A 24628-nucleotide genomic window follows, 5' to 3' on the forward strand; every position below is an offset into this window, starting at 1 on the left:
ACTGCGTTGCCAATGGTCAGATAACGAACCTGCCCACCATCGCGTTCAAATCCACCGCCAGACGCGACAGCTCATGGCTGGCTGCGCTGGTCTGGTCGGCCCCCGCCGCCGACCGGGTCGCCAGGTCGCGAATGTTGACCAGGTTGCGGTCCACCTCGCGGGACACCTGGGCTTGTTCTTCCGAGGCACTGGCAATCACCAGGTTGCGCTCGTTGATCAGGCTGATGGATTGGGTGATTTGCTCCAGCGCCACACCCGCGGCGCGGGCCATTTCCAGGGTGGCCTGGGTACGCTGGTTGCTCTGTTGCATCGACTGTACGGCTTCACCGGTGCCGCTCTGGATGCCGGCGACCATTTTTTCGATTTCTTGAGTCGACTGCGCGGTGCGGTGGGCCAGTGCCCGCACTTCATCGGCGACCACCGCAAAACCGCGTCCGGCTTCACCGGCGCGGGCGGCTTCAATGGCGGCGTTGAGGGCCAGCAGGTTGGTCTGCTCGGCAATCGCGCGGATCACGTCGAGTACTTTGCCGATATCACGGCCCTGGGAAGCCAGGCCCTCGATCAGCACGGCGGTGTTTTGTACGTCCTGGGTCATGGTCTGGATGGCGCCGACCGTTTCTACCACACGGTCGCGGCCTTCACGGGCAGCCTGGTTGGACTGGCCGGACGCTTCGGAAGTCGACACGGCGTTACGCGCCACCTCTTCCACGGCGGCGGTCATCTCGTTGACGGCCGTGGCGGCCTGATCGATTTCATTGTTTTGTTGTTGCACGCCCCGTGACGCTTCCTCGGTGACCGCACTCAGCTCTTCGGCAGCGGACGCCAACTGCGTGGCGGAGCCGGCGATATGTTGAATCGTCTGACGCAGGTTGGCTTGCATGGTTGACAACGCACTGAGCAAGCGCGCCGGCTCATCGGTACCGTCATCGGAAACGGTCTTGGTCAGATTGCCGCCGGCGATGGTTTCAGCCATGTCTACGGCTTTGCGCAATGGCGCAACGATGCTGCGGGTCAGCAGCCAAGCCAGCAATACCGTCATCAGCGCCGCCACCACGGCGACAATGATGATCCCGGTCACAGCCATCTGATAGCTGCTCTCGGCATCGCGCCCAGCGCGTTCCGCGTCAGCGCTGTTGATCGCGATCAGCTTGTTCAACTGCTCGCCCATCAGGTCGGTGCCGTCCTTGATACGCGTATTGATCAACGTGCGCATCTCCTCGACTTTATTCTGCTGGGACAGCGACATCATCTCGGCCTGGGCGGCGAGATACGTGTCGAAGGTGGCGGCGAAGGTCTTATACAAGGCCGCCTCTTCCGGACCGGCCGGCATGGCCGCGTAGGCTGTCTGGGCCTGTTTGGCCTTGTCGACCAACGCGGCCACGCGGGTCTTGGCTTCTTCCAGAGCCGCCGGCTCACGGTTGACCAGGATACGGAACGAGAGAATGCGCAAGCGCAGGACGTTCTCGGTCACGTTGCCGAGATACCTGACACTGGGCAGTTGGTTGGTCCCCATGTCCAGCGAGGCCTGACGGATCTGGGTCATGCGGTTGACCGCAAACACGCCAAGAATCACGACCAGCAACGCAATAAACGCAAAACCGAGAAAAGCACGAGGGGCAATATTCAGATTACGAAGGGACATAGGGGGAACTCTCGAGAATTAGTGTTAGCGCGCATCCATGCCGCGACACGATCAGTCGGCGTCAACGCGCCAACCGAGCTTTGGGCACCACGGTTGTTATTGGAAGGTGGGCCTTCCCAGGCTATCGGCAGGCTTGATGATTTAATGCAGGATGTTTCGAAAATTTTTTACACACTTTTGACAGCCGGTACTTTCTGGCATCCTGCGCGCCCCTTTTCCCCGACGGGCTCGAATTTTGTCTGACACTAAAACCCCTCGCCCTCGCTATAAATCCGACCTGATCTACGGCCTGGAAGACCGCCCGCACTTCACTGCGGCGATGTTTGCCGCGTTGCAGCACGTGCTCGCCAGTTTCGTCGGCATCATCACCCCTACCCTGATTGTCGGCGGCGTGCTGGGCCTGGAAAGCGAAGTGCCCTACCTGGTGAGCATGGCGCTGTTCGTATCGGGGCTGGGCACTTTTGTGCAGGCGCGCAAGTTCGGCCCGGTGGGCTCCGGCCTGTTATGCCTGCAGGGCACCAGCTTTTCGTTTATCAGCGTGATTCTCAGCGCCGGCTTCATGGTCAAGGCGCGTGGCGGCGGCACCGATGAAATTCTCTCGACAATCTTCGGCATCTGTTTTTTTGCAGCTTTTATCGAAGTGGTACTCAGCCAGTTCATCGGCAAACTGCGCAAACTGATAACCCCGGTGGTCACCGGTACCATCATTACCCTGATGGGGTTGTCACTGATCAAGGTCGCAGTCACCGACATGGCCGGCGGCTTTGGTTCCAGCGACCTGGGCGCGGCAGGCAACATGGGGCTGGCGGCGCTGGTGCTGCTGACTATCGTGATACTCAACCGCTTCAGCAACCCATTCCTGCGCCTGGGTTCGATTGTGATCGGCCTGACCCTGGGCTTTGCCGTGGCGTGGTGGATGGGCCGCGTGGACATGGCCGCCCTGCCCCAGGTGCCGATGATCAGCGTACCGGTGCCGTTCAAATACGGTTTTTCGTTCGACTGGGTGGCGTTTATCCCAGTGGCCGTGATCTTTCTTATTTCGCCGCTTGAAGCCGCCGGTGACCTGACGGCCAACTCGATGATCTCCCAACAGCCGGTCAAGGGCCCGCTGTACATCAAGCGCATCAAGTCCGGCCTGCTGGCCGATGGCCTCAACTCAGCCATGGCCGCCACCTTCAACAGCCTGCCGATGGTGACCTTCGCCCAGAACAACGGCGTGATCCAACTTACCGGCGTGGCCAGCCGCTACGTGGCGTACTTTATCGCCGGCCTGTTGGTGTTGCTCGGGCTGTTCCCAGTGATCGGAGCGGTATTGCAACTGATGCCCAAGCCGGTCCTCGGCGGCGCGACCCTGATAATGTTCGGCACCGTGGCCGTGGCCGGGATCAAGATCCTCGCCGAAGCCGGGCTGCACCGACGCAATGTGCTGATCGTGGCAATCTCCCTGGGCATGGGCCTGGGCGTCGCGGCGGTGCCGGAAGTGTTGCGCGACCTGCCCAAGGCGCTGCACAACATCTTTGAATCGCCGATCACCGTGGGGGCATTTTGTGCGATTGTGCTGAACATTTTCCTGCCCGAAGAGTTCATAGAGCTGGAAGAAGACGAATTCGATCCGGAGTCTTCTACCCTCAAAGTCATGCAAGACCCGGACGTTACGCAATAGGAGCAACTTTCAGATGCGCAAGCTCATGGTTCTATCGTTACTGCTGCTGACCTTGAGCGCCTGCGCGCTGTTCCCCAACCGTGACCCGGTCAACATCACAGTGGTGGGCATCGAGCCCCTGCAAAGCCAGGACCTGGAAGTGCGTTTCGCCGTAAAGCTGCGGGTGCAGAACCCCAATGAAACGGCAATCGACTACAGCGGCATCGCCCTGGACCTGGACGTCAATGGCCGGCCGCTGGCGTCGGGCGTGAGCGACCAGGCGGGCTCCGTCCCCCGCTTTTCCGAGACCGTACTGATGGTGCCGGTGAGTGTTTCGGCATTTTCCGTGTTGCGCCAGACCCTGGGCCTGAGCCAGACCCAAAGCTTGAACAACCTGCCCTACGTGCTGCGCGGCAAGCTGGCGGGTGGAGTGTTCGGCACCATGCGGTTTGTGGAACGCGGCACGTTGGATTTGCCGAATACGGCGACCTGGTAAATGTTATGCAGCCGATCCTGCTCACCGACCGCCTGATCCTTCTCCCGCTGACCCTGGACGATGCCGACGCCATCCAGCAGCAATTTCCCCATTGGGAAGTGGTGCGTTACCTCAACGCGCTGGTGCCATGGCCCTACCCGGCAGACGGCGCCCGAACTTATCTGGAACAAATCGCCCTGCCCGCCATGGCGCGTGGCGAGGAATGGCATTGGTCGATTCGTCTGAAAACCGCGCCCGACCAGCTGATTGGTAATGTCAGCTTGATGGACGAAGACGATAACAACCGTGGATTTTGGCTGGGGCCTTCTTGGCAAGGCCGGGGCTTGATGACCGAAGCCAGTGCGGCGGTCACCGATTATTGGTTCGGCGTACTCCAGCGCCCGGTGATGCGGGTGCCCAAGGCCTCGTCCAATCTGGGGTCACGGCGGATTTCCGAACGCACGGGCATGCGCTTGATCCGCACGGATGAAGGGCGGTTTGTCGAAGGCATTTTCCCACGGGACATCTGGGAGATGACCCGTGAAGAATGGCTGAAATCCCAATCGACCCAACGCTGAAGACTCCGCGCCTACTTTTCCCATTGCGTTTCAATCTGTAATGAAACGCACACCAGGCTTTTCGCGCTCATCCACACGCAACTCAAACACATCAGGCCTGGCGTAATGCCCAACCACGTCGTAGTCATACCTGGCACGGACCAAATCGTCAGTATCGATCTGCGCCGTCAACAGCCCCGCTTCCCCCAACAGCGGCCCGGCGAGGATGTCGCCCATTGGCCCGACGATCACACTGCCTCCCGCGATCAACGGACGGTCTGAAGGCCAGTTGGCAATCTCCACCCCCAACGCCTCGGGCGATGCCTGTACCTGGCAGGCACTCACCACGAAACAGCGCCCCTCATGGGCCACATGACGCATGCTCACTTGCCACATCTCGCGCTCATCCACGGTCGGCGCACACCACACTTCGACGCCCTTGGCGTACATCGCCGTGCGCAGCAGCGGCATCATGTTTTCCCAGCACACGGCGCCGCCGATGCGCCCGACGGCCGTGTCGATCACCGGCAAGGTGGAACCGTCGCCCTTGCCCCAGATCAGCCGCTCGGTGCCGGTAGGCATCAGTTTGCGGTGCTTGGCGACCAGGCCGCCCGCCGGTTCGAAATACAGCACGGTGCAATACAACGTGCTGCCACTGCGCTCGATCACGCCGAGCACCAGGCTGGCCCCGGTGCGCGTCGACAGCCCGGCCAACGCCTCGGTCTCGGTACCTGGCACATCGATGGCGTTGGCGAAGTAACGGGCAAAGGCTTCTCGCCCTTCCGGCAGGCGATAACCCAGTTGCGTGCCGAAACCTTCACCTTTGGGGTAGCCGCCGAGCAACGCTTCAGGCATGACCACCAATTGCGCGCCACTGCGTTTGATGGCGTCCTCATAGCCGAGGATGTGCGCCAGGGTGTCGGCCTTGCCGCCCGGCAAGGAGCCAATTTGCAAAGCTGCGACGATAGAAACAGGCATTCCGTTTACTCCGAATGAGAGGGGTTGCCCTAATGCCGGTCAGTTAAAGTTTTTTGTAGGCGCGAGCTTGCTCGCTCCTACAGACGGCACTGACGCTTAACTGACTGGCATCAGGGGTTGCCCATTCTCGCGTCAGCCTCGATCATGAATAAAGCCCACTCCAGCACTAAATGATATGAGCCATATGAATATCACCCAGGTCGACCTCAACCTGCTGAAAACCTTCGAAGCCCTGCATGACGAGTCCAGCGCCAGCCGCGCGGCCTTGCGCCTGGGTGTCACGCAATCGGCCATCAGCGCGGGTCTGCGGCGTCTGCGCGAGGTGTATGGCGACCCATTGTTCGTGCGCACCGGGCGTGGCCTGGCGCCGACGCTACGGGCCAATCAATTGAAACCGGTGATCAGTGAAGCGCTGGACCGGTGTCGCCAGAGCCTGGCAATGGTCGACCCGGACAACCAGCAGTATCAGGGACGCTCGGTGGTGGTGGGCTTGTCCGATGATTTCGAGATTGCCTATGGCCGCCAGTTCATGGAGGCAATCGCACAGCGTGCACCGAAACTGCGGGTGATTTTCCGTCAGACCCATAGCCAGATTGTTGCTGCCGCCCTGCTCGAGCGCACCCTGGACCTGGCGATCACCGCCGGTGGCTTTGCTCAAGGGAGGCTGAGCCGTCAAGTCGTGGGAGAAGGCGATTACCGCTGCCTGGTGGACTCGGACCAGACCAGCATCGGCCTGGATGAGTTCGTCACACGCGAGCATGTGCTGGTGTCGTCGGGCGGGTTTATCGGGATTACCGATGAAGGGTTGGCGGCACAGGGGTTGAGCCGCCAGGTGTGCGCGTCCACCAGCCACTTTGCCGCGCTGCCCTACTTGCTAAAGGGCAGCCAGGCTGTGGCAACCATTCCCGGGCATGCCGCCGAGGCCATCGCCCGCATGACAGGCTTGCGCGTACTGCCTTGCCCGCTGGCGCTGCCGCGCTATCCGGTGGAGTTGGGCTGGCGCACCCAGGCCCAACTCGATCCGATGTTGCTGAAGGTGCGTGAAGCGATTGTGGCGTGTTTTATTTAGGCGCCGCCATCAGCTTGTTGACTTCACTGCGCACCATGTTGGAAAACTCCGGCGGCGACATACCGTCGAGTTCTGCCCGGACCCATTCGGCCCACTTGCCCTTGCGCTTGGCACGCTCGCCGAACAGCCGCGCGGCTTCACCTTTGGCTTTGCCGAGGTTGGTTTGCCACAGCTCGTAAAGTCGGGACTTTTCATCTTCCAGCTCGGCGCGTTCGGCGAGGGTCTTGTTGGCGAGATTGAAGCTCATGTTGAATTACCTGCTGCACAAATAGACGACATCTTACACTGTAGGTCGAAACTTCCCGATCCGGATTTGCCCCTTAACGGCCCAGGCGCAAAAAAACTGCAACTTTTGCCACGGCCCGATACTCCATTGTTCACTGCCTGTTTTCTGTCACATTCACTTGCAAGGAGTCACCCAATGGCCCGCAAAACCACTGCCCAAGCCGTCGAAGACCAAATCAAGGATCAAGCCTTCAGCGAATTGACCGCGCTGATCGAGGAGTCGGACAAACTGCTCAAAAGCAGCGCCTCCCTCGTCGGTGAAGAAGGTGAAACCCTGCGTGAGCAGGTTGCCATCAAACTCAAACAAGCCCTGGACTCGGTGTCCAACGTGCGCGAACGCAGCAAGCCAGTGGTCGATGCCACCGAAACCTACATCGGTGGCCACCCATGGCAGACCGTAGCGATTTCCGCAGGCTTCGGCCTGGTGGTCGGCCTGTTGCTGGGTCGCCGCAACTGATCGGAACAGGCTGCGCCAGACATGGCGCAGCCTTTTTATTGGCCGACCAGCTCTCGCAGGCGTGCCAACTCCTCAGCGTCCACCTCGATGCCCTGCTCGTCTGACCGCTGCCGTGTGCGATGACGTCGATCCCCAGGCAACCGCCGCAGCCCTACCGCATGCATCTGTCGCACCAACTCCTGGCTGCGCTCGGCGAAGCTCTGGCCCGCGGTCTTGCTCGGGTCGATCACTATCAGCAACTGCCCAGTCCAAGGCGTACGTGCCCCTGGATGGTCGGCCCAATTGAATTCGAAAGAAAAATTGCCCCCGGTCAAGGCCGCCGCCAGCAGCTCCACCATCATCGACAATGCCGAGCCCTTGTGCCCGCCAAAGGGCAGCAACGCGCCCCCCTCCAACACCGCCTTCGGGTCTTGGGTCGGCTGCCCCAGGCTGTCCACGCCCATACCCGGTGGCAGGCGCTCCCCCTTGCGGGCGGCGATCTGTACGTCGCCGTGGGCGATGGCACTGGTCGCCAGGTCAAACACAATAGGCAAGCCATCGGCACGCGGCGCAGCGAAGGCGATGGGGTTGGTGCCGAACAATGGACGGTCGGCACCATGGGGCACCACGCAGGTCATGCTGTTGACCACGCTCAACGCCACCAGGCCCTCTTCGGCGAACGGCTCGACGTCCGGCCACAAGGCGGCAAAGTGATGGGAGTTATGAATGGCCAACAGTGCAATCCCGGCGCTACGGGCTTTTTCCACCAGCAACGGGCGGGCGGCCTCCAGGGCCGGTTGGGCAAAACCATTGCCGGCGTCCACGCGCACAAAGCCCGAGGCGACGTCCGTCACAACCGGTTCGGCCTTGCCATCCACCCAGCCGCTGGCCAGGGTACTGACATAGCCGGGTATACGGAAAATGCCGTGACTGTGGGCACCATCGCGCTCGGCGCTCGCGCAGTTGCGTGCCAGGGTCGCCGCGACCTGCGGTGATGTACCGTGCAGAACGAAAACCCGATGCAGCAACGCCACCAGCTCGGCAAAACCGATGCGGGCCAACGCCCGCTCATGGACCTGAGACATCTGAAGCTCCGATTTTATGATTGGAAGGGGCGACAAGACTGGGTATCCAGGCCGACGATTAAACACCGCGGGGCAAGCCCACTGTCAACCTGCGTTTTTCGGTACCTTCAGAAGCATAGGTGTCTACACAAATGACGGCCCTGATGCGTGTTTGCTGTGTTTTTGATCTTGCTTTTGATCTTAGCCGCCGTTGCCTCAGCGATGGATGTGTACACAGTCCATTCCAACATACTGGTCGGCACATAGGCCGCCACGGGAGCAAGCTCCCTCGCCACAAGGCTTCAACCTGACACAGCAGTTGTTTATCAAACGAGAACCAGTCGCAGTTGACGTGCAATCGCCATGATGGCAGTTCTCGTTGCCCTGTTACGGAGGTTAGAATGTACGAAATCAGGATGAGTTAATGACCGAAAAGTCCCTCTCAGAAGCCGAATATGACGCCATAACCGATGCGGCTGCGCAGTGGTGCATGCGTTTGCACGCCAGCGATTGCACGAAGGCTGAACGTGAGGCTTTTGCACAATGGCACGACGCCCACCCTCTGCACGCTTTTGAATACGCGGCAATGCTGGAGATCTGGGACGTTGCCGATCACCTGCCGCGCAATGAACCCACCGCCGTCGTAGTGCCGGTGGCGTCCAAGCCCCACAGCCGTTTGCGCACTTACGCGGTTGCGGCAGCCATCAGCCTGCTTGCGTTGCCCTTGGTCGCCTTTACCGGCTGGGAAGCGGGCTGGTTGCCGAACGCTTATGAACGCTATGACGCCACCCACGGGTTGCGGCAGGTCACCCTGAGCGATGGCAGCCAGGTGGAACTCAACCTGGGAACAGAGTTGACCTACAGCAACTATAAGGACCAGCGTCGGGTCACGCTGAAAAAAGGCGAGGCCTTCTTCAACGTCAGCCATGACCGCGAACATCCGTTTATCGTGCGCGCCGGCGAAGGCCAGGTGCGGGTCACCGGCACTCAATTCAACGTCTGGAAATATGAAGACCAAGTGCGGGTGATGCTGCTTGAAGGCTCGGTACAGATTTCCAGCGACAAGGTGCACGGCAGCGTGCCGCTGACGCCCGGCATGCAGGCCAGCTACCAACCCGGCGACGCGACACCGCGCGTGAAGGCGATTGCCCCCGACGATAACGCCTTGGCCTGGCGCCAGGGCAAGCTGATCCTCGACAACCTGGCCCTCGCCGATGCGTTGCCCTTGATCAACCGTTACCTGGAAAAACCGGTGATGCTGGCAGACGCCAGTACCGGGACCATTCGTATCGGCGGCATCTACAACATCAATGAGGTCAGCAACCTCATCCCCTCCCTGCCGAAAGTACTGCCGGTCTACCTGACCCAGAACCTGGATGGCAATCCCGTACTCAACTCCATCCCGCGTAAAACGCCCAAGGGCTGAGCCTTCCAGCTGCCGAAGCACCCTTCTTCGCGCCTGCAGTGTCCATTTTTGAAACACCCACCTGCGCTGGATGGCCCGCCCCTGGCGGATTCATCGTTTTGTCATGCGCAGTGTTTCATCGCTGAGACAACCTTACTTTGGGCCCCGGCATATCCCATGGAATGGCAACTGTCTCAGCGATGAAACACCTTGGCCATCACTTCGCCCTGAAAAAAACCTATCTCGTTGAATAAAAACAATAAATAAAAAGCGGCACACCTCCTGCTCTACCTCTTACAGCGCTGTTTAGGGTCAGCGCCAAGAATAAGGAATGCCGCCGTGGCTACTCGCACTCAAGTTTCGATGAACATGCTGCTGATCAGCTGTGCACTCAGTGTCGGCCTCAGCGTTCCGAGCTATGCAGGCGACGGCGTTATCGTGACAGGCCGTGACGTACAGGGTCATATGTACGGGCGCCCCTCCTTCGGTCCCGACCCCTACCCCACCACTGCCAACGCCAATCCAAGCCGTGACGTCATAGGCGCCACCGGCGAACTCAGTGATGCGGCGATTGGCGGTATCAGCAGCGGCTCGAGCATCGTGCAAGCCGTTCAATCCAGCAGCAATTTGAACAACTTGCAGGCCACCCAGAACGGCATGTCGACCTTGAGTGCCGGCTCAGCCGCCGGCCATGGTGCAGGCAGCAGCATGGGTGGGCAGATCAGTGACTCGATCCAACGCGGCATGGCGCCCCTGAACAACATCGGCAGCATGATGGGGGGCAAATGATGAACCGTTCCCTGGTGATCCTGGCCCTATTGGGCAGCGCTTCGGCCATGGCCGACAACACCGCGCTGGTCAACGACAGCGGGCAGGCATACGGCGGCAATCTGTCGATCAACCAGGCCGCAGGCAACCAGCAACAGATGGCCAACAACCGCGCCGTTACCCTGGGCGGTCAGGCCACCACCCTCAACATCCAGCGAATGGATGGCAGCGTCGACCCTTCCCTGAACGCCAAGGCGGCGATCCAGGGTACCTCTTTCAGCAACGGCAACGGTGTACTGGGCATCAACCAGTCGGCCGGGGCCAATAACCAATCAGTCAATGCCGTGCGGATCAGCGTAAACCCTGGCCCGCTCAGCATCGACGACAGCGTCTTGTTGCAACAGAACACAACGACGCTGGCAACCGACTCAGGGCTCACCCCCACCACTGGCAGCCGCCAGGTCGTGACAAGCGACCAGGCCTTCACCGGCAGCCGAGGAGTGATTCAGGTGAACCAGAGTGCCGGGGTGGGGAACCGAGTGGCTAACACCCTGGGCATCACTATCAAGTAAACGCTTGGTAGCACACGTCAGACCGTACCAACACTTAACCAACTAATTAGAAGCAAGGAGAAACACCATGAAACCTCAAATGGCTCTGAAACCAATGGTTTTCGCTCTCGCCGCACTCATGGCTGCCGCAGCTCAAGCAGGGGGTGGCTGGCATCCAGCGCCTCAACCAACCGGTACTGTTGCCTCCGTCGTGACAGATGTACAAAAAAGTGACCACAACAAATTCAACGATACCAAAACCGAGAACAATGCTTCTGCCGATGGCTCGGTCACTAACAACAGCGGTAACGTTGGGGTAAACGCGCAGGCTGGCTCGGGCAACCAGGCGGACAACGCCGGTGCTATCTCCAGTGCCAAAGGCGACTTCGCAACTGTGTTTGCAGTGATCGACGTGGACCAAGGCAGCCAGCACAACACCTTCACCAACAAAGGCACGCAAAACAATGCGTCGCTGGATAACTCGGTGAACAATAACTCCGGCAACGTGGGTTACAACGGTCAGGCCGGTCAAGGCAACCAGGGTAAAAACAACCTGGCTATTACCACCTCCGATGGCAAAAACATCGCGGCAGCCTCCAACACCGAGCAAAACTCGCTCAACAACACCTTCCTCAACACCGCCGCTACCAGTCACGGCTATGGCTGGGGCAGCAAGGCTCAATACGTGTCCAACAACTCCAGCCTCGACAACTCGGTTAACCACAACTCCGGTAACGTAGGTGTGAACCTGCAATCCGGCGCCGGCAACCAAGGCAGCAACAGCCTGTCGATCGGCCAGGGTTGCAGCGTCTGCGCCAGCGGCGTGCGCTTCTGATCCAACGGGGCCTTGGCAACAAGGCCCTTTTTTATTCCAGTGTCCGACAGGTCATACGATCATGCGCCTCGCGACCCTCACCCTCCTGATGCTGCTGGCCGGCCCCACATGGGCAGGCACCATGGCGATCTCCGCCATGCCTGGCGGTACAGTCATCTTCAAGAAGGTCGAGAGTATCCGTGAGCGGCGCTTCGCCAACCTGGTGGAACAGAAAACCGATTTCAGCTGCGGTGCCGCGGCACTCGCCACCATCCTGCGCCAGGCCTATTGGCTGGACGTCGATGAAGAACACATCATCAAAGGCATGCTGGTGACCGCCGACCAGGAACTGGTACGTACCCAGGGCTTCTCCATGCTGGACATGAAGCGCTATCTCGAAAGCATCGGCATGCGTGCCCGAGGCTACAAAATTGCGCCAGAGACGCTGGTGACCGTAAAAATCCCCGTGGTGGTGTTGTTGGAAATCCGAGGCTACAAGCACTTTGTGGTGATGCAGCGCGCCGACAAGGACTGGGTGTATGTCGGCGACCCGGTGCTGGGCCATAAGCGCTATTCGAAAGACGACTTCGTCAAGGGCTGGAATGGCATCGTATTCGCCGTGCTGGGTGAGGGTTACGACAAGACTAATGTCTTGCTCAGCCCGCCCGCACCACTGACCGCCAGGAACCTGATGAATGAGTTCAAGCCTGTGGGCGATGCCGAGCTGATGGACTTCGGTTTTATCCAGAGCGACTTCTTCTAGAAGCGCAATAAGGAGCAGGACGCTCCAGGAGCAGAAGATGAACACTTCCCGCTGGCTGACCGTCTTGTGTCTGGCAGCCTCAATGCCTGCTTATGCGTCGTCGGGGTTCAAACCGATCGAACTCAAGGATTCGGAAATGGCCGACCTGCGCGGCCGTTACGTGATGCCGGGGCGAATCATCAGCTTCGGCATTGTCATGAGCAGCACCTGGACCAACGCTGTGGGCGACAGCATTACCGGCAAGGCCAGCATGCAGATCGACAAAACCACCATCACCCCGCAGTTCTATGTGCAGACGACCGGCTCCACGGGTACCGGAACCAACCAGAACACCGGCAACGGTAATGTGGTGGGCGGCTCCGGACTCGGCAGCGGCCAGGGCGTGACCCAGAGCGTGCGCACGGCCGGGGATGGCAACACCGCCTACAACGATGTAGGCATCAACATCAGCCAGAACGGTTTCGCCCCTTCCAATGCGGTGCAATCAGGGCAAGTACTGGTCGCCGGCGGTACGGTCACCGGCGACAGCGCGGCAGGCCGCGTGAGTGTGTCAGCCAACAACGGCGGATTGCAGATGGCGATCCAGGCCAATCATAACCAGGGCAACAGCCTGCAGCAGATCGGCGGCGGGAATGTGTTGCAAGGTACGGTATTGACCGGCAATACCAACTTCGTCAACAACATGACCCAGCTCAATGTCGTGATGAACAACGGATTGAACAACCGCGCGTTGAACTGCAACCTGGATCAACTCAAAGGCCTACGCAATCTCGGTTATTGAACTACGCTGACCCTCGGCACTTTCGCATTAGAAAAGGACGGCTGATTTCATGCAACGATCGTTATCGCTACGCGCGGTGGTCTGTTTGAGTACATTACTGCCCGCATCCATGTTGTACGCTGCGCCAGATACCGATATCGAAACACTCAAACAGGAACTCCTCGAGCTCAAGCAGCGCTACGACGTGCAGCAAAAAGCCCTCGCGGTGCTGGAGCAGCGTGTGCGCCAGGTCGAAGACCAGCCGGCCACACCCGCGCCTCGACGCCTGGCCAAATCGCCCGCCGACTTCAAGAAAGGCGGCACGGCTGTCGCGGGAACAGGCGCTGCAGCGGCGTCGGGAGGTGCGGGAGGCGGCGGCAGTTCCTACGGGCAGTCCCTCAAGGACGACTCAGCCCCCGCGCAAAGTGTGAGCAACCTGTATAACGAAGCCAGCGGCTTTTTCGGAAACGGCAAGTTCAGCGTTGAAACCGGCATCACCTATGCCCGTTACGACGCGCGTCAGTTGACCCTTAACGGCTTCCTGGCGCTGGATTCGATCTTCCTTGGCAATATCAACCTAGACCGGATCAAGTCCGATAGCTGGACCCTTGACCTGACCGGGCGCTACAACCTGGATAACCGCTGGCAGTTCGACGTCAACGCGCCGGTGGTGTACCGCGACTCGACCTACCAGTCGAGCGGTGCCGGCAACGATGCCACCGCGACATCGGAAGCTTCAGTCACCCGCAATCCAACGCTTGGCGACGTGAATTTCGGTGTGGCGTACAAATTCCTCGACGAAACCCCTTCCCTGCCGGACGCGGTGGTTTCTTTGCGGGTCAAGGCACCTACGGGTAAAGATCCGTTTGGCATCAAGCTGGTCAAGCAACCCAACAACGACAACCTCTACCTGCCTGAAAGCCTGCCAACGGGTAACGGTGTGTGGTCGATCACCCCCGGTATTTCCCTGGTCAAGACCTTCGACCCGGCAGTGTTGTTTGGCTCGCTGTCCTACACCCACAACTTCGAAGACTCGTTTGACGATATCAGCAGTGACATCAACCAGAAGGTGGGCGGCAAGGTGCGTCTGGGCGACAGCTTCCAGCTCGGCGCCGGCGTAGCCTTCGCGCTCAACGAGAAGATGAGTATGTCGTTCTCGGTCTCCGACCTGGTGCAGCGCAAGAGCAAACTCAAGCCGGATGGCGGCGACTGGCAATCGGTGGTCTCCAGTGATGCCAACGCCGGTTACTTCAACGTGGGCATGACCATCGCGGCCTCCGACAACCTGACCATCGTGCCGAACCTGGCCATCGGGATCACCCCGGATGCGCCGTCGTTCAGCTTCAGTCTGAAGTTCCCGTATTACTTCTGACCCAACGGGCTGCCTTGCAGCCCGGCGCAGGCGGCGCGACGGTGTGACAAGCCCGCTCGCCCCACAAGGAAAAGCCCCGCAACGATAAGGGTCGTTGCGGGGCTTTTCGGTTTACCCGCCCTAGCGGATCTGGTGTTTGTGCAGCAACCGGTAGAACGTCGGCCTGGACACGCCCAGCACGCGGGCTGCGACACTCAGGTTGTCGCTGTGCCGGTTGAGCACATCGCACAGAGCCTGGCGTTCGGCACGGTGCTTATAATCTTCCAGTGTAGCCATCACCGGCTCGATTGCCTGCCGGCTCTGCAAGCCCAGATCGACAGCTTCGATCTGTCGCCCCTCGGCCAGCACCAGGCCGCGTCGTACGCGGTTGGCCAGCTCCCGCACGTTGCCCGGCCACAGGTGTTCACCCATGGCGACCAACGCATCCTCACTGAAACTGCGCGGACGACGCCCGGTCTCCTGGCTGTAGAAATGCGAGAAATGGTTGGCCAGCTTCCCTACATCGCCATGACGCTCACGCAAAGGCGCGGTCACCACCTGCAGGACATTGAGCCGGTAATACAAGTCTTCACGAAACGTACCCTTTGCGACGGCAGCTTCCAGGTCGACATGCGTCGCCGCCAGTACCCGCACATCCACCGGGATAGGCTGGCTGCCACCGACACGCTCGATCTGCTTCTCCTGCAGGAAACGCAACAGGTTGGCCTGCAACTCCATGGGCAGGTCACCGATCTCATCGAGGAACAGCGTACCGCCGTGGGCTGCTTCGATCCGCCCGACCTTACGTTGATGGGCACCGGTAAACGCGCCTTTTTCGTGACCAAACAGCTCGGACTGGATCAAGTGTTCGGGAATGGCACCGCAATTGATCGCGACAAAAGGTTTGGCATGGCGCTGGGACTGACGATGCAGGGTCTTGGCCACCAACTCTTTACCCGTACCACTTTCACCGCGAATCAATACCGGTGACTCGGTGGGCGCCAGTTTGGCCAGCAGCTTGCGCAGTTCCCGGATCGGCCGGCTGTCGCCCAGCAGTTCATGCTCGGGCTCGTCGACCCGCGCATGGCATTTGCCGCGCAGGCGCGCCATACCAAAGGCACGGCCCAGGGTCACTTGCACCCGGGAAACATCGAACGGCAAGGTATGAAAGTCGAAAAACCATTCACACACAAAGTCACCGACGTTTTGCAGGCGCAGTACATCCTGGCTGAGCACGGCGATCCATTCGGTGCCGCTGCGACTGATCAACTCCTTGACCGACTCCGGACGCTCCAGATGGCAGGGCTGCAAACGCAACAGGCCGACGTCGCAGGATCGCTCGCCTACGGCTTCCAGGCCGCAACTGTCTACCTCCCACCCGGCGCTACGCAAACCGGGCAATAGCCCGTGGCAATCGTCACAGGGGTCAACCACGAGCAAGCGGCGCTGGACAGGTGTAACAACCATGACTATCCCCTGACGCCAAAATTATTAAAGTTATTCAGAAACAACAGTTTGTGTTGGCTGCTGATAACCCTAGCAAGATTTTGACGCTTGCTTTGTACCGTTTCGCTATAAGTACGCGGCAAAAAGCCACTTCCTCACCGCATGCGAAAAAGTCTGGCGCTTGCACACTTTCATTCAGCTTTCAAAACAGCCGCTTACATGACGCTAATCACGAAAAGTTGAAATTTCTTGTTTTAAGATGTGACCCATACCCAGCCATCGTGCATCAGTACAAGTAACCCGCCGCACGGTCAGCCCAACCGACGGCATTTCACTTGAATGGGCATTTAGAGAGAAGATCCCCATGAACGCCCCGCTCCGCATCAACGAAGCTCTTTTGATCGCAGACCGTGCCTTCCAGCCCTTCCAGTGCGTAGCCTGGCATGATGGCAATGGTGCCCTCAGCCTGAGCGTCATTGACCGCACCAATACCCGTATCGGCAGCAAACAGCTGTCGTCGAGCACCTATACCGACCCGGCACAATTGGAAGACTTGTTGTTGAAGGCCCGCGCCGAACTCGACAAAGATGGCTATCAGTTGCAGTCCTGGGCAATGCCGAAGTAAGTCGATGCACTAACTTGCGGTCACTGTAAGCAGTGACCGCAAGTTGCGCATTGGAACTTAGAGAGTTTATCGCGGCGCGAGAATAAAGCGCTCAAACGCTTGCGCCGCGCCATCCTCGACATTGCTGCCGGTGACGACATCGGCCTGGCGCTTGACGGTTTCTTCCGCCTGGCCCATGGCAATCGAAAAACCCGCCACATGAAACATCGCCGGGTCATTGCCGCCATCGCCGATGGCGGCTGTCTGCTCCAGCGGTACCCCAAGGTGCGCCGCCAGCGTCTTCAAGGCTTCGCCTTTATTGGCCAACATCGCCGTCACATCCAGATAGACCGGTTGCGAACGCGAGACCTGGGCCAGACCCTGCACTTTGGGTTGCAACCGCGCTTCCAGTTCCACCAGCAACTGCGTGTTCTGGCTTGCAGCGACAATCTTGTCGACCCGATCAAGATACGGCTCGAAGCTCTCCACCACTTTCGGGCCATAGCCAAGACCATCGGCCTCACGCTGTTCCATCGGCCCCGGTGCGTCGCGACGCAGCCAGTCACCGTCGGCAAACACCCAGACCTCGACGTCCGGCTCGCCGGAAAACAGCGCCAACGCCACCAACGCCGCCTCGGCCGGCAGGTGGTGGGCAACCAGGATGCTACCGTCCGGGTTGATCAGTGTGCCGCCATTGAAGCCGGCTACCGGCACATCGATCCCGAAGGCTTCGATCATGTGCAACATGGCCTTGGGCGGCCGCCCGCTGGCCAGGCTGAAGAGCACGCCGGCGTCGCGCAGGGCGCGCACCGAATCAAGCGTGCGTTGGCTGGGCCGATGATCGGGGTGCAAGAGCGTCCCGTCCATATCACTCAAGACGAATCGGATTGGGTGAATCGCTGCCTCATTCATCCGAGAAAGTGCCAGGTACGGCCATCGCGGGCCAGCAAGGCATCAGCGGCTGCCGGACCATCTTCACCGGCCTTGTAGACCTGGATGCCGTCATCCTCCTTCCACGCATCCAGGAACGGCTGCACGGCGCGCCAGCCATTCTCGATGTTATCGGCACGCTGGAACAGGGTCTGGTCGCCGGTCATGCAGTCGTAGATCAGGGTTTCATAACCCGTCGACGGCTGCATTTCGAAGAAGTCCTTGTAGTCGAAGCCCAGTTCGATATTGGCCATTTCCAGAGTCGGCCCAGGCTTTTTGGCCAACAGGTCGAACCACATGCCTTCGTTGGGCTGGATCTGGATTTTCAGGTAAGTGGGGTTGAGTTCGTCCACCTCCGTGTCGCGAAACTGCGCATAGGGCGCATGCTTGAAGCAGATCACGATCTCGGTGTCGCGGATGCTCATGCGCTTGCCGGTACGCAGGTAGAACGGCACGCCGACCCAACGCCAGTTGTCGATCATCACCTTGAGGGCGACGAACGTCTCGGTGCTGCTGTCGGGTGCGACATTGGCTTCTTCGCGGTAGCCGGGCAACGACTTGCCGCCGATCTCTCCGGCGGTGTACTGGCCGCGCACGGAGTTGGCCCGGGCCTCTTCCAGGGACCAGGGCCGAATGGCACCGACTACCTTGGCCTTCTCTCCGCGTACCGCGTCGGCGCCAAACGCCGCCGGCGGCTCCATGGCCACCATTGCCAGCAACTGGAACAGGTGGTTGGGCACCATGTCGCGCAGGGTGCCGGTTTTCTCGAAGAAATTACCCCGGGTTTCCACGCCGACCGTTTCGGCGGCAGTGATTTGCACGTGGTCGATGTAGTGGTTGTTCCAGAAAGCCTCGAACAGCACGTTGGAGAAACGGCTGATCAGGATGTTCTGCACCGTTTCCTTGCCCAGGTAATGGTCGATGCGATAAATCTGCTTCTCGCTCATCACCTTGAGCAGGCACGCATTGAGCGCTTCGGCAGTGGCCAGGTCGGAGCCGAATGGTTTTTCGATGACCACACGCCGGAAGGCGTCATCCGTTTCGTTGAGCAGCCCGGCGTTGCCAAGGCGCTCCACCACCTCACTGAAAAAACGCGGTGCGGTGGCCAGGTAAAACACCGCATTACCGGTGCCACTGTCGGCGATCTTCTTGCCGATATCGGCGTAGGTAGCGTCGTCGAGGAAGTCGCCCTCGACGTAGCTGATACCTTTGGCCAACTGCGCCCACAGCTCAGGGTCCAATGCGTTTCCAGCATTGCCCCGGACCTTGCTCGACGCCTCGGTACGAATAAAATCCTCGAGCTTCTTGGCGAAGTCCACGTCACTGATGGCGTTGTGATCAACGCCGACAATACGCAGGCCATCGCCCAGCAGCCCATCGCGCCTGAGGTTGTACAGCGCCGGCATCAGCAGGCGCTTTACAAGATCACCATGGGCACCAAACAGAAACAGCGTGGTGGGCGGAGCGGGTTCGGCCTTGGGTTTCTTGCCGTTGGCGGTCATTTTTTGGAAGTCTCCACGTGACCGCCAAAGCCGAAGCGCATGGCAGACAGCATTTTGTCACCGTAAGTGCTCTGCTGGCGCGAACGGAAACGTGCGAACAACGAAGTGGACAGCACCGGCACCGGTACCGCCTGTTCCATGGCGGCTTCGATGGTCCAGCGACCTTCGCCGCTGTCGGCTACGGAGCCGGAGTAACCGTCGAGTTTCGGGTCGGTGGCCAGCGCGTCGGCGGTCAGGTCCAGCAACCACGACGACACCACGCTGCCACGGCGCCACACTTCGGCGATGTCGGCGACGTTGAGGTCGAAACGCTGGTCTTCCGGCAGATTCTCCGAATTCTTGGTCTTGAGGATGTCAAAACCTTCGGCGAACGCCTGCATCATGCCGTACTCGATGCCGTTATGAATCATCTTGACGAAGTGGCCGGAGCCCGCGGGACCGGCGTGGATGTAGCCCTGTTCGGCGCGCGGATCGGCACCGGCAGCGCGGTCCTTTGTGCGCGGGATGCTGCCCAGCCCCGGGGCCAGGCTCTTGAAGATAGGGTCAAGGCGCTGCACGGTCTCGGCGTCGCCACCGATCATCATGCAATAACCGCGTTCCAGGCCCCAGACACCGCCGGAAGTGCCGACGTCGACGTAATGCAGGCCTTTTTCGGCCAAGGCCTTGGCGCGACGCACATCGTCCTTATAGTTGGTGTTGCCGCCGTCGATGATTGCGTCACCGTCTTCCAGCAGCGTGCTCAACTCGTTGATGGTGTCTTCGGTGGGTGCGCCTGCCGGCAGCATGACCCAGACGGTGCGCGGTTTCTGCAGCCCGGCAACCAGGGCCTTGAGGTCGGCAACGCCGGTGGCGCCCTCCTCGCTCAAGCCTTTGACGAATGCTTCGTTACGGTCGTATACAACGGTGGTATGCCCATTGAGCATCAGGCGCCGCGCAATGTTACCGCCCATGCGGCCTAGTCCGATAATCCCCAGTTGCATGTGCTGATGCTCCTAACTACTAAAAAATGTGTGACATAGTTTATAGCGCAATGAGGCTAATGAGGATTAGTCCTGAGCAGATCCGTGTAGTTTCATGACAAAAAATTTGCCATCGTTTCAACATCACCCCGCCAAAAGTCACACGACCGTCAAAAATAAAAAAGTTCCCTTGATCCAAAAAAGAATTCAAACTTGCTACCGACTGTTGCCGAGAACCTCTACCGAGCACTCCGGCACCGCGATCTACCGGCTATTTGCGAGGTAAGCAATGAGCACAGTACAGATGACCAGACCGCCGCAAACCCTCTACGTCACCATTCGTCGTGATGAACTGCGCCAGCTCAAAGACGAACGTGATCAGTTGCAGCAAGAGGTCCTGCGCCTGCGCTCGCACCTGCAAGCCCAACTGGATCAGCCATCGGCCACCAAGCCTGCGATCTGCTGAGCCCTGTACGCAAAGCGTCGTAAGGCAATCCTTACGCAAAACTCACGAAGTTTTCACATACCTGTCCCGATACTTCCGATCCGTGATGCCGCTCACTTACCGAGCGGCCTGATGCCGTGCACCTATGTGCGGCAATCATTGATGACTGATGGGGCGCTGGATGGCGATGTTCAAACGCAGCACGACGACTGCGAAAGGCTTTGATTGGGCCGGCCTTGGTTGGCTGTTTCTGTTTTTCTGGTATTTCTCGGGTATCACCCAACTACTGATCCAACTGACCGGCACTTCCGGCTTCAGTGGTTTCCGGCAAGCGTTCTTCATGAGCGCGCTGTGGTTGGCGCCCATGCTGCTGTTCCCGCGCCGCACGCGCCTGCTCGCCGCCTTGATCGGTGTGGTGCTGTGGGCGTGCTCCATGGCCAGCCTGGGTTATTTCTTCATCTACCAGCAGGAATTCTCGCAGAGCGTCATCTTCATCATGTTCGAGTCGAACATTTCTGAAGCCGGCGAATATGCCACCCAGTACTTTGCCTGGTGGATCATATTGGCGTTCATCGCCCATACCGCCATGGCGGTTTTCCTGTGGACGCGCCTGCGCCCGGTCTACCTGCCTCGTGGCCAGTCGATACTGGCGGCCGTCGCCATCGTCGTAGCCGTTGTCGGTTACCCACTGGTCAAGCAGTTCGCCACCAGCGACACCCGGGAACAAGCCATCGAGCGATTCGAGACCCGCATCGAGCCGGCCGTGCCGTGGCAGATGATCGTTGCCTACCGCCGCTACACCGAGCAACTGAACAACATGCAAGGCATGCTGACCAGTGCCAGCCAGATCCCGCCGTTGAAAAACCTCAAGGACACCATGGCCGGCCAGCCGTCTACCCTGGTCCTGGTCATCGGCGAGTCCACCAACCGCCAGCGCATGAGCCTCTACGGTTACCCGCGTAACACCACGCCGGAGCTGGACAAGCTGCGTGACCAACTGGCCGTGTTCGATAACGTCATCACCCCGCGCCCCTACACCATCGAAGCGCTGCAACAGGTGCTGACCTTCGCCGACGAAGAAAACCCGGACCTTTACCTCAAGACGCCGTCAATCGTCAGCGTGATGAAACAGGCCGGCTACAAGACCTTCTGGATCACCAACCAGCAGACCATGACCAAGCGCAACACCATGCTCACGACCTTTTCCGAACAGGCCGATGAACAGGTATACCTGAACAACAACCGTAACCAGAACGCCCGGCAGTACGACGGCGACGTGCTGGAACCGTTCTCCAAGGCCCTGGCGGATACCGCCGAGCGCAAGTTCATCGTGGTGCATCTGTTGGGTACCCACATGAGCTACCAGTACCGCTACCCGCAGACCTTCGAGAAATTCACCGATCGCCAGGGCGTACCCGACGGCATCAGCGATGAACAACTGCCGATCTACAACAGCTACGACAACGCCGTGCTGTACAACGACTTCGTGGTATCCAGCCTGATCAAGGACTACGCCAAGACCGATCCCAACGGCTTCCTGCTGTACCTCTCGGACCACGGCGAAGACGTCTACGATTCGGCCGGCCACAGCACGTTGGGGCGCAACGAAGGCAAGCCGACAGCGCCGATGTACACCATTCCGTTCATGGCGTACGCCTCGCCCAAATGGCGTGAAACCCACGACTGGAGTTTCGCCGCAGACCTGCAGCGCCCGTACAGCAGCTCGCAGTTGATTCACACCTGGGCCGACCTGGCCGGGCTGAGTTTCGATGAGTGGGACCGCAGCAAAAGCCTGGTCAACGACAGCTTCAAGCCGCGACCACGCTTGATTGGCGACCCTTATGCACGTCAGCAAAAGAGCCTGATTGATTTCAGCCTGCTCAAGCCAAAGAACCCGGATGCTGCCGGCGTAGCAACTAAATAATCATTGACCTGATTATTCTCAGCCCTCCCGAAGTTAACAAAAACGTTAACTTCGGGGTACCTACGCGTTAATTCCCACTTAATAAGATAGCCCTATAGTCGCGCCATGAATCTGATCACGGAACGACTGGACACCTATCACTCTTAATGGGAATACCACCATGAAACTTTCAACTTTGATGCTTGCCGGCCTGATGACCCTGACTTCTGCTGCCGCCTTTGCAGAAGGCGGTGCAGAGCGCTCGAAAGCGTTCTACAACGACTTCAGCTTCACCCAGCAACAAACCCATGGTACGGCCGAACAGACTGCCTTGGCCGACGGCAAGACCGAAAAAAGTTCTACCGTCGAACAGAAAAGTTCGGAGCAACTTCCGAAGGGTTAACTTAACACTGACTTAATCCGCATGACCCTGTGCCATTTCGCTCCTTTGGCAAAGGTTAACTTGGCGCCATTCAATGGCGCCTTTTTTATAGGCGTTTTTTATTAAAGCGACTTCTTCCAGAACAACATGCGGCCATGGGCCGGATCAAAGATCGAATCCTCGAAACCAAACTTGCGGTACGCCGATTGCGCCACGGCGTTACCCTCCAGCACTTCAAGGGTGATCTTGCAGCAACCCCGCTGACGCGCGATCTCCTCAACCTTCTGCAGCATTTTCTGACTCAACCCCAAGCCACGGAACGGGCCCATCACCACAACGTCGTGGACGTTGACCAGCGGGCGGCAGGCGAAGGTCGAGAACCCTTCAAAGCAATTGACCAACCCCGCCGGCTCACCTCCGACAAACGCCAGCACACTGAATGCATGGGGACGCTTGGCCAATTCGGCAGGCAGTTGTTCCAACAGGTCGGCCGGCAATGCCTGGCCTCCGCCCATCGGGTCCTGCGCGTAATGATTAAGCACTTGGCCAATGGCTTCGGCATGCACGGGGTTCGTGTAGCTTGCTTGCAGCACCAGGATGTCTGGGGTGTCCATTTCCTTCCTCGATCACGACAACAAGGGAACCGATTCCCTTTGAGGGGGAAGATTGTAAGCGTGGGGCGGACGTAGATGAAGGAGATTAACTACAAATGCACGGCAGAAAGCACGAAGGTTGAGCGCATCAAAAACGTGCCATTCGCCCTTTACGGAGATTTTTCTCAGGCGCCAAAACGCTGCAACTGCATTTCCTGCAAGCGGCTCAAGGTGCGCCGGAACGCGAACGCCAGGTAGCCTTCGGTGTAAAGGTGGTCCAGCGGCACCTGCGCCTCGATAAACAGCGGTACCTTGCGGTCGTAGCATTCATCCACCAACGCAATGAAGCGCCGCACGCTGTCATCGTGAACCGACAGTGCCGGTAATTCGCGATCACCGGCTTCGACACGCTGCACCCCGTCCTCAGTGCCACGGGCTATCTGGCCTGGCCGTGTCTGCGCACTCAGGCTGGGAACTTCACCCAGCAGAATGGCTTTGAAGCGATCGCACAGCAGCATGAAGTCCATCGCCGACAGCGGTTGCTCGCACAGATCGGCATAAAGGCACCACAACACGGTGTCACTGACCTGCACCGCCGCGAGCGTTCGGTGACCCACGCTGATCGGCCCGTCGGATACGCCCTGCCCTTCGCTCAATTGCTTGAACAACGCGGCGAGGGCCTCCGGCTGATTGACCCAATAGCGCTGCAGGCCAACCCCAGGATGCAAACGGTGGTCTTCAACGCCGTCCACCGCCACTACCCGCATATGCCGCTTGATCGCCTCGATGCCCGGCAGGAAGCGCTCGCGATTGAAGCCATCGGCGTACAGTTGGTCCGGCGGCTGATTGGACGTGCAGACCATCACCACCCCCTCCTCGAACATCACTTGGAACAGGCGGCCGAGGATGATCGCATCGCCAATATCATTGACGAACAGCTCATCAAAACACAGCACACGCACTTCGCGGCTTAACTCGCGGGCCAATGCCTGCAGCGGATCTTGGATGCCGGTGAGCTGGAACAGGCGTTGATGCACCCACCCCATGAAGTGATGAAAATGCTGGCGCCGTGCGGGCACTTGCAGGCTCTGGTAGAACTGGTCCATCAACCAGGTCTTGCCACGGCCCACCGGCCCCCACAGGTAAACCCCGGTGGTAGGCAAGCGGCCGTGGTGCAAGGCTTCATGGCAGGCCTGCAAGGCGTCCACCGCCTGACGCTGGGCGTCGTCGGGTACGAAGCCTTGCTGGTTGATGGCGTGTTGGTAAGCGGCGAGCGGCGAGTCGAAAGTCATGGGCTCCAGTAT

26 protein-coding genes are annotated in these 24628 nt (G+C 59.4%); 16 read left to right on the forward strand and 10 right to left on the reverse strand.

All coding sequences use genetic code 11. The features are described 5' to 3' along the window. Nucleotides 1-16 precede the first annotated feature (16 nt). Nucleotides 17-1642: a methyl-accepting chemotaxis protein gene (locus tag M5B97_RS22385; protein WP_248732679.1), complete on the reverse strand. Its 1626-nt coding sequence runs from the start codon at nucleotides 1640-1642 to the stop codon at nucleotides 17-19. A gap of 235 nt (nucleotides 1643-1877) precedes the next feature. Here M5B97_RS22385 and M5B97_RS22390 point away from each other — a divergent pair, with 235 nt between their 5' ends. The 3 genes from M5B97_RS22390 to M5B97_RS22400 are packed head-to-tail and all read left to right on the forward strand — an operon-like array spanning nucleotide 1878 to nucleotide 4337. Next, complete coding sequence (locus M5B97_RS22390; protein ID WP_134660808.1) at nucleotides 1878-3305, forward strand: nucleobase:cation symporter-2 family protein; 1428 nt, start codon at nucleotides 1878-1880, stop codon at nucleotides 3303-3305. Between the two features lie 13 nt (nucleotides 3306-3318). Beyond that, complete coding sequence (locus tag M5B97_RS22395) at nucleotides 3319-3780, forward strand: LEA type 2 family protein (protein ID WP_134660809.1); 462 nt, start codon at nucleotides 3319-3321, stop codon at nucleotides 3778-3780. 5 nt (nucleotides 3781-3785) lie between these two features. Continuing rightward, the gene (locus M5B97_RS22400) at nucleotides 3786-4337 is read left to right on the forward strand and encodes a GNAT family N-acetyltransferase (protein ID WP_248732680.1); all 552 of its coding nucleotides are present in this window, start codon (nucleotides 3786-3788) and stop codon (nucleotides 4335-4337) included. A gap of 30 nt (nucleotides 4338-4367) precedes the next feature. Here the strand turns inward: M5B97_RS22400 and M5B97_RS22405 are convergent, their stop codons facing one another. Then, a complete protein-coding gene (locus tag M5B97_RS22405; RefSeq protein WP_248732681.1) occupies nucleotides 4368-5294 on the reverse strand; it encodes a carbon-nitrogen hydrolase family protein in 927 nt (308 codons plus the stop codon). Between the two features lie 184 nt (nucleotides 5295-5478). Between M5B97_RS22405 and M5B97_RS22410 the strand changes: the two genes are divergently transcribed. After that, a complete protein-coding gene (locus M5B97_RS22410; RefSeq protein ID WP_248732682.1) occupies nucleotides 5479-6363 on the forward strand; it encodes a LysR family transcriptional regulator in 885 nt (294 codons plus the stop codon). Here M5B97_RS22410 and M5B97_RS22415 read toward each other — a convergent pair. Then, nucleotides 6356-6610 (reverse strand): hypothetical protein, encoded by a 255-nt coding sequence (locus M5B97_RS22415; RefSeq protein ID WP_123718800.1) that lies wholly within the window; start codon nucleotides 6608-6610, stop codon nucleotides 6356-6358. The two genes, M5B97_RS22410 and M5B97_RS22415, sit on opposite strands and share 8 nt — an antisense overlap. A 174-nt stretch (nucleotides 6611-6784) precedes the next feature. On the opposite strand from M5B97_RS22415, the gene M5B97_RS22420 reads away from it, so the two are divergent. Beyond that, a complete protein-coding gene (locus tag M5B97_RS22420) occupies nucleotides 6785-7105 on the forward strand; it encodes a DUF883 family protein (protein WP_123718799.1) in 321 nt (106 codons plus the stop codon). A 35-nt stretch (nucleotides 7106-7140) separates the two neighbouring features. Here the strand turns inward: M5B97_RS22420 and M5B97_RS22425 are convergent, their stop codons facing one another. Beyond that, a complete protein-coding gene (locus M5B97_RS22425; RefSeq protein WP_123718798.1) occupies nucleotides 7141-8169 on the reverse strand; it encodes an Ldh family oxidoreductase in 1029 nt (342 codons plus the stop codon). Nucleotides 8170-8572: 403 nt separating this feature from the next. Between M5B97_RS22425 and M5B97_RS22430 the strand changes: the two genes are divergently transcribed. From M5B97_RS22430 to M5B97_RS22460, 7 genes are all read left to right on the forward strand, one after another. Further along, nucleotides 8573-9574, forward strand: coding sequence for a FecR family protein (locus tag M5B97_RS22430; protein WP_248732683.1), 1002 nt, complete (start codon nucleotides 8573-8575; stop codon nucleotides 9572-9574). A gap of 342 nt (nucleotides 9575-9916) precedes the next feature. Next, nucleotides 9917-10342: a hypothetical protein gene (locus M5B97_RS22435; protein ID WP_248732729.1), complete on the forward strand. Its 426-nt coding sequence runs from the start codon at nucleotides 9917-9919 to the stop codon at nucleotides 10340-10342. Further along, on the forward strand, nucleotides 10342-10893 hold the full coding sequence (locus M5B97_RS22440; protein ID WP_248732684.1) for an adhesin: 552 nt from the start codon (nucleotides 10342-10344) through the stop codon (nucleotides 10891-10893). The genes M5B97_RS22435 and M5B97_RS22440 overlap by 1 nt, the downstream gene beginning before the upstream one ends. Nucleotides 10894-10960: 67 nt before the next feature. Next, nucleotides 10961-11707, forward strand: a complete 747-nt coding sequence (locus M5B97_RS22445) for a hypothetical protein (RefSeq protein ID WP_134660816.1) — start codon at nucleotides 10961-10963, stop codon at nucleotides 11705-11707. A gap of 61 nt (nucleotides 11708-11768) precedes the next feature. After that, the gene (locus M5B97_RS22450; protein ID WP_248732685.1) at nucleotides 11769-12449 is read left to right on the forward strand and encodes a C39 family peptidase; all 681 of its coding nucleotides are present in this window, start codon (nucleotides 11769-11771) and stop codon (nucleotides 12447-12449) included. Between the two features lie 37 nt (nucleotides 12450-12486). Further along, the gene (locus M5B97_RS22455) at nucleotides 12487-13230 is read left to right on the forward strand and encodes a hypothetical protein (protein ID WP_248732686.1); all 744 of its coding nucleotides are present in this window, start codon (nucleotides 12487-12489) and stop codon (nucleotides 13228-13230) included. A 49-nt stretch (nucleotides 13231-13279) separates the two neighbouring features. After that, nucleotides 13280-14581: an autotransporter outer membrane beta-barrel domain-containing protein gene (locus tag M5B97_RS22460; protein WP_123718792.1), complete on the forward strand. Its 1302-nt coding sequence runs from the start codon at nucleotides 13280-13282 to the stop codon at nucleotides 14579-14581. 120 nt (nucleotides 14582-14701) lie between these two features. Here M5B97_RS22460 and M5B97_RS22465 read toward each other — a convergent pair whose 3' ends face one another. After that, a complete protein-coding gene (locus M5B97_RS22465) occupies nucleotides 14702-16027 on the reverse strand; it encodes a sigma-54 dependent transcriptional regulator (RefSeq protein ID WP_123718791.1) in 1326 nt (441 codons plus the stop codon). A 343-nt stretch (nucleotides 16028-16370) separates the two neighbouring features. Here M5B97_RS22465 and M5B97_RS22470 point away from each other — a divergent pair, with 343 nt between their 5' ends. Then, nucleotides 16371-16631: a hypothetical protein gene (locus M5B97_RS22470; protein ID WP_123718790.1), complete on the forward strand. Its 261-nt coding sequence runs from the start codon at nucleotides 16371-16373 to the stop codon at nucleotides 16629-16631. A gap of 66 nt (nucleotides 16632-16697) precedes the next feature. Here M5B97_RS22470 and M5B97_RS22475 read toward each other — a convergent pair whose 3' ends face one another. Genes M5B97_RS22475 through gnd form a run of 3 tightly spaced genes read right to left on the reverse strand, consistent with a single transcriptional unit; the run spans nucleotide 16698 to nucleotide 20022 of the window. After that, a complete protein-coding gene (locus M5B97_RS22475) occupies nucleotides 16698-17522 on the reverse strand; it encodes an HAD family hydrolase (protein ID WP_248732687.1) in 825 nt (274 codons plus the stop codon). After that, nucleotides 17519-19042 carry a glucose-6-phosphate dehydrogenase gene (gene zwf / locus M5B97_RS22480; RefSeq protein WP_248732688.1) on the reverse strand — a complete coding sequence of 508 codons (1524 nt, stop codon included), beginning with the start codon at nucleotides 19040-19042 and terminating at the stop codon, nucleotides 17519-17521. The genes M5B97_RS22475 and zwf overlap by 4 nt, the downstream gene beginning before the upstream one ends. Next, complete coding sequence (gene gnd, locus M5B97_RS22485; RefSeq protein WP_248732689.1) at nucleotides 19039-20022, reverse strand: phosphogluconate dehydrogenase (NAD(+)-dependent, decarboxylating); 984 nt, start codon at nucleotides 20020-20022, stop codon at nucleotides 19039-19041. The genes zwf and gnd overlap by 4 nt, the downstream gene beginning before the upstream one ends. Nucleotides 20023-20290: 268 nt before the next feature. Between gnd and M5B97_RS22490 the strand changes: the two genes are divergently transcribed. From M5B97_RS22490 to M5B97_RS22500, 3 genes are all read left to right on the forward strand, one after another. Then, entirely contained in the window at nucleotides 20291-20467 is a 177-nt protein-coding gene (locus M5B97_RS22490) for a DUF6026 family protein (protein WP_167659677.1), read from the forward strand. 160 nt (nucleotides 20468-20627) lie between these two features. Further along, entirely contained in the window at nucleotides 20628-22370 is a 1743-nt protein-coding gene (locus M5B97_RS22495) for a phosphoethanolamine transferase CptA (protein ID WP_134660823.1), read from the forward strand. A gap of 160 nt (nucleotides 22371-22530) precedes the next feature. Next, a complete protein-coding gene (locus M5B97_RS22500; protein WP_248732690.1) occupies nucleotides 22531-22752 on the forward strand; it encodes a hypothetical protein in 222 nt (73 codons plus the stop codon). Between the two features lie 101 nt (nucleotides 22753-22853). Here the strand turns inward: M5B97_RS22500 and M5B97_RS22505 are convergent, their stop codons facing one another. Together M5B97_RS22505 and zapE are read right to left on the reverse strand one after the other, a co-directional pair. Continuing rightward, a complete protein-coding gene (locus M5B97_RS22505) occupies nucleotides 22854-23345 on the reverse strand; it encodes a GNAT family N-acetyltransferase (RefSeq protein ID WP_248732691.1) in 492 nt (163 codons plus the stop codon). Nucleotides 23346-23509: 164 nt separating this feature from the next. After that, complete coding sequence (zapE, locus tag M5B97_RS22510) at nucleotides 23510-24616, reverse strand: cell division protein ZapE (protein ID WP_248732692.1); 1107 nt, start codon at nucleotides 24614-24616, stop codon at nucleotides 23510-23512. Nucleotides 24617-24628 lie beyond the last annotated feature (12 nt).

It is taken from the genome of Pseudomonas sp. MWU13-2517 (assembly GCF_023242545.1).
In the GTDB taxonomy this organism is placed as follows: Bacteria; Pseudomonadota; Gammaproteobacteria; order Pseudomonadales; family Pseudomonadaceae; genus Aquipseudomonas.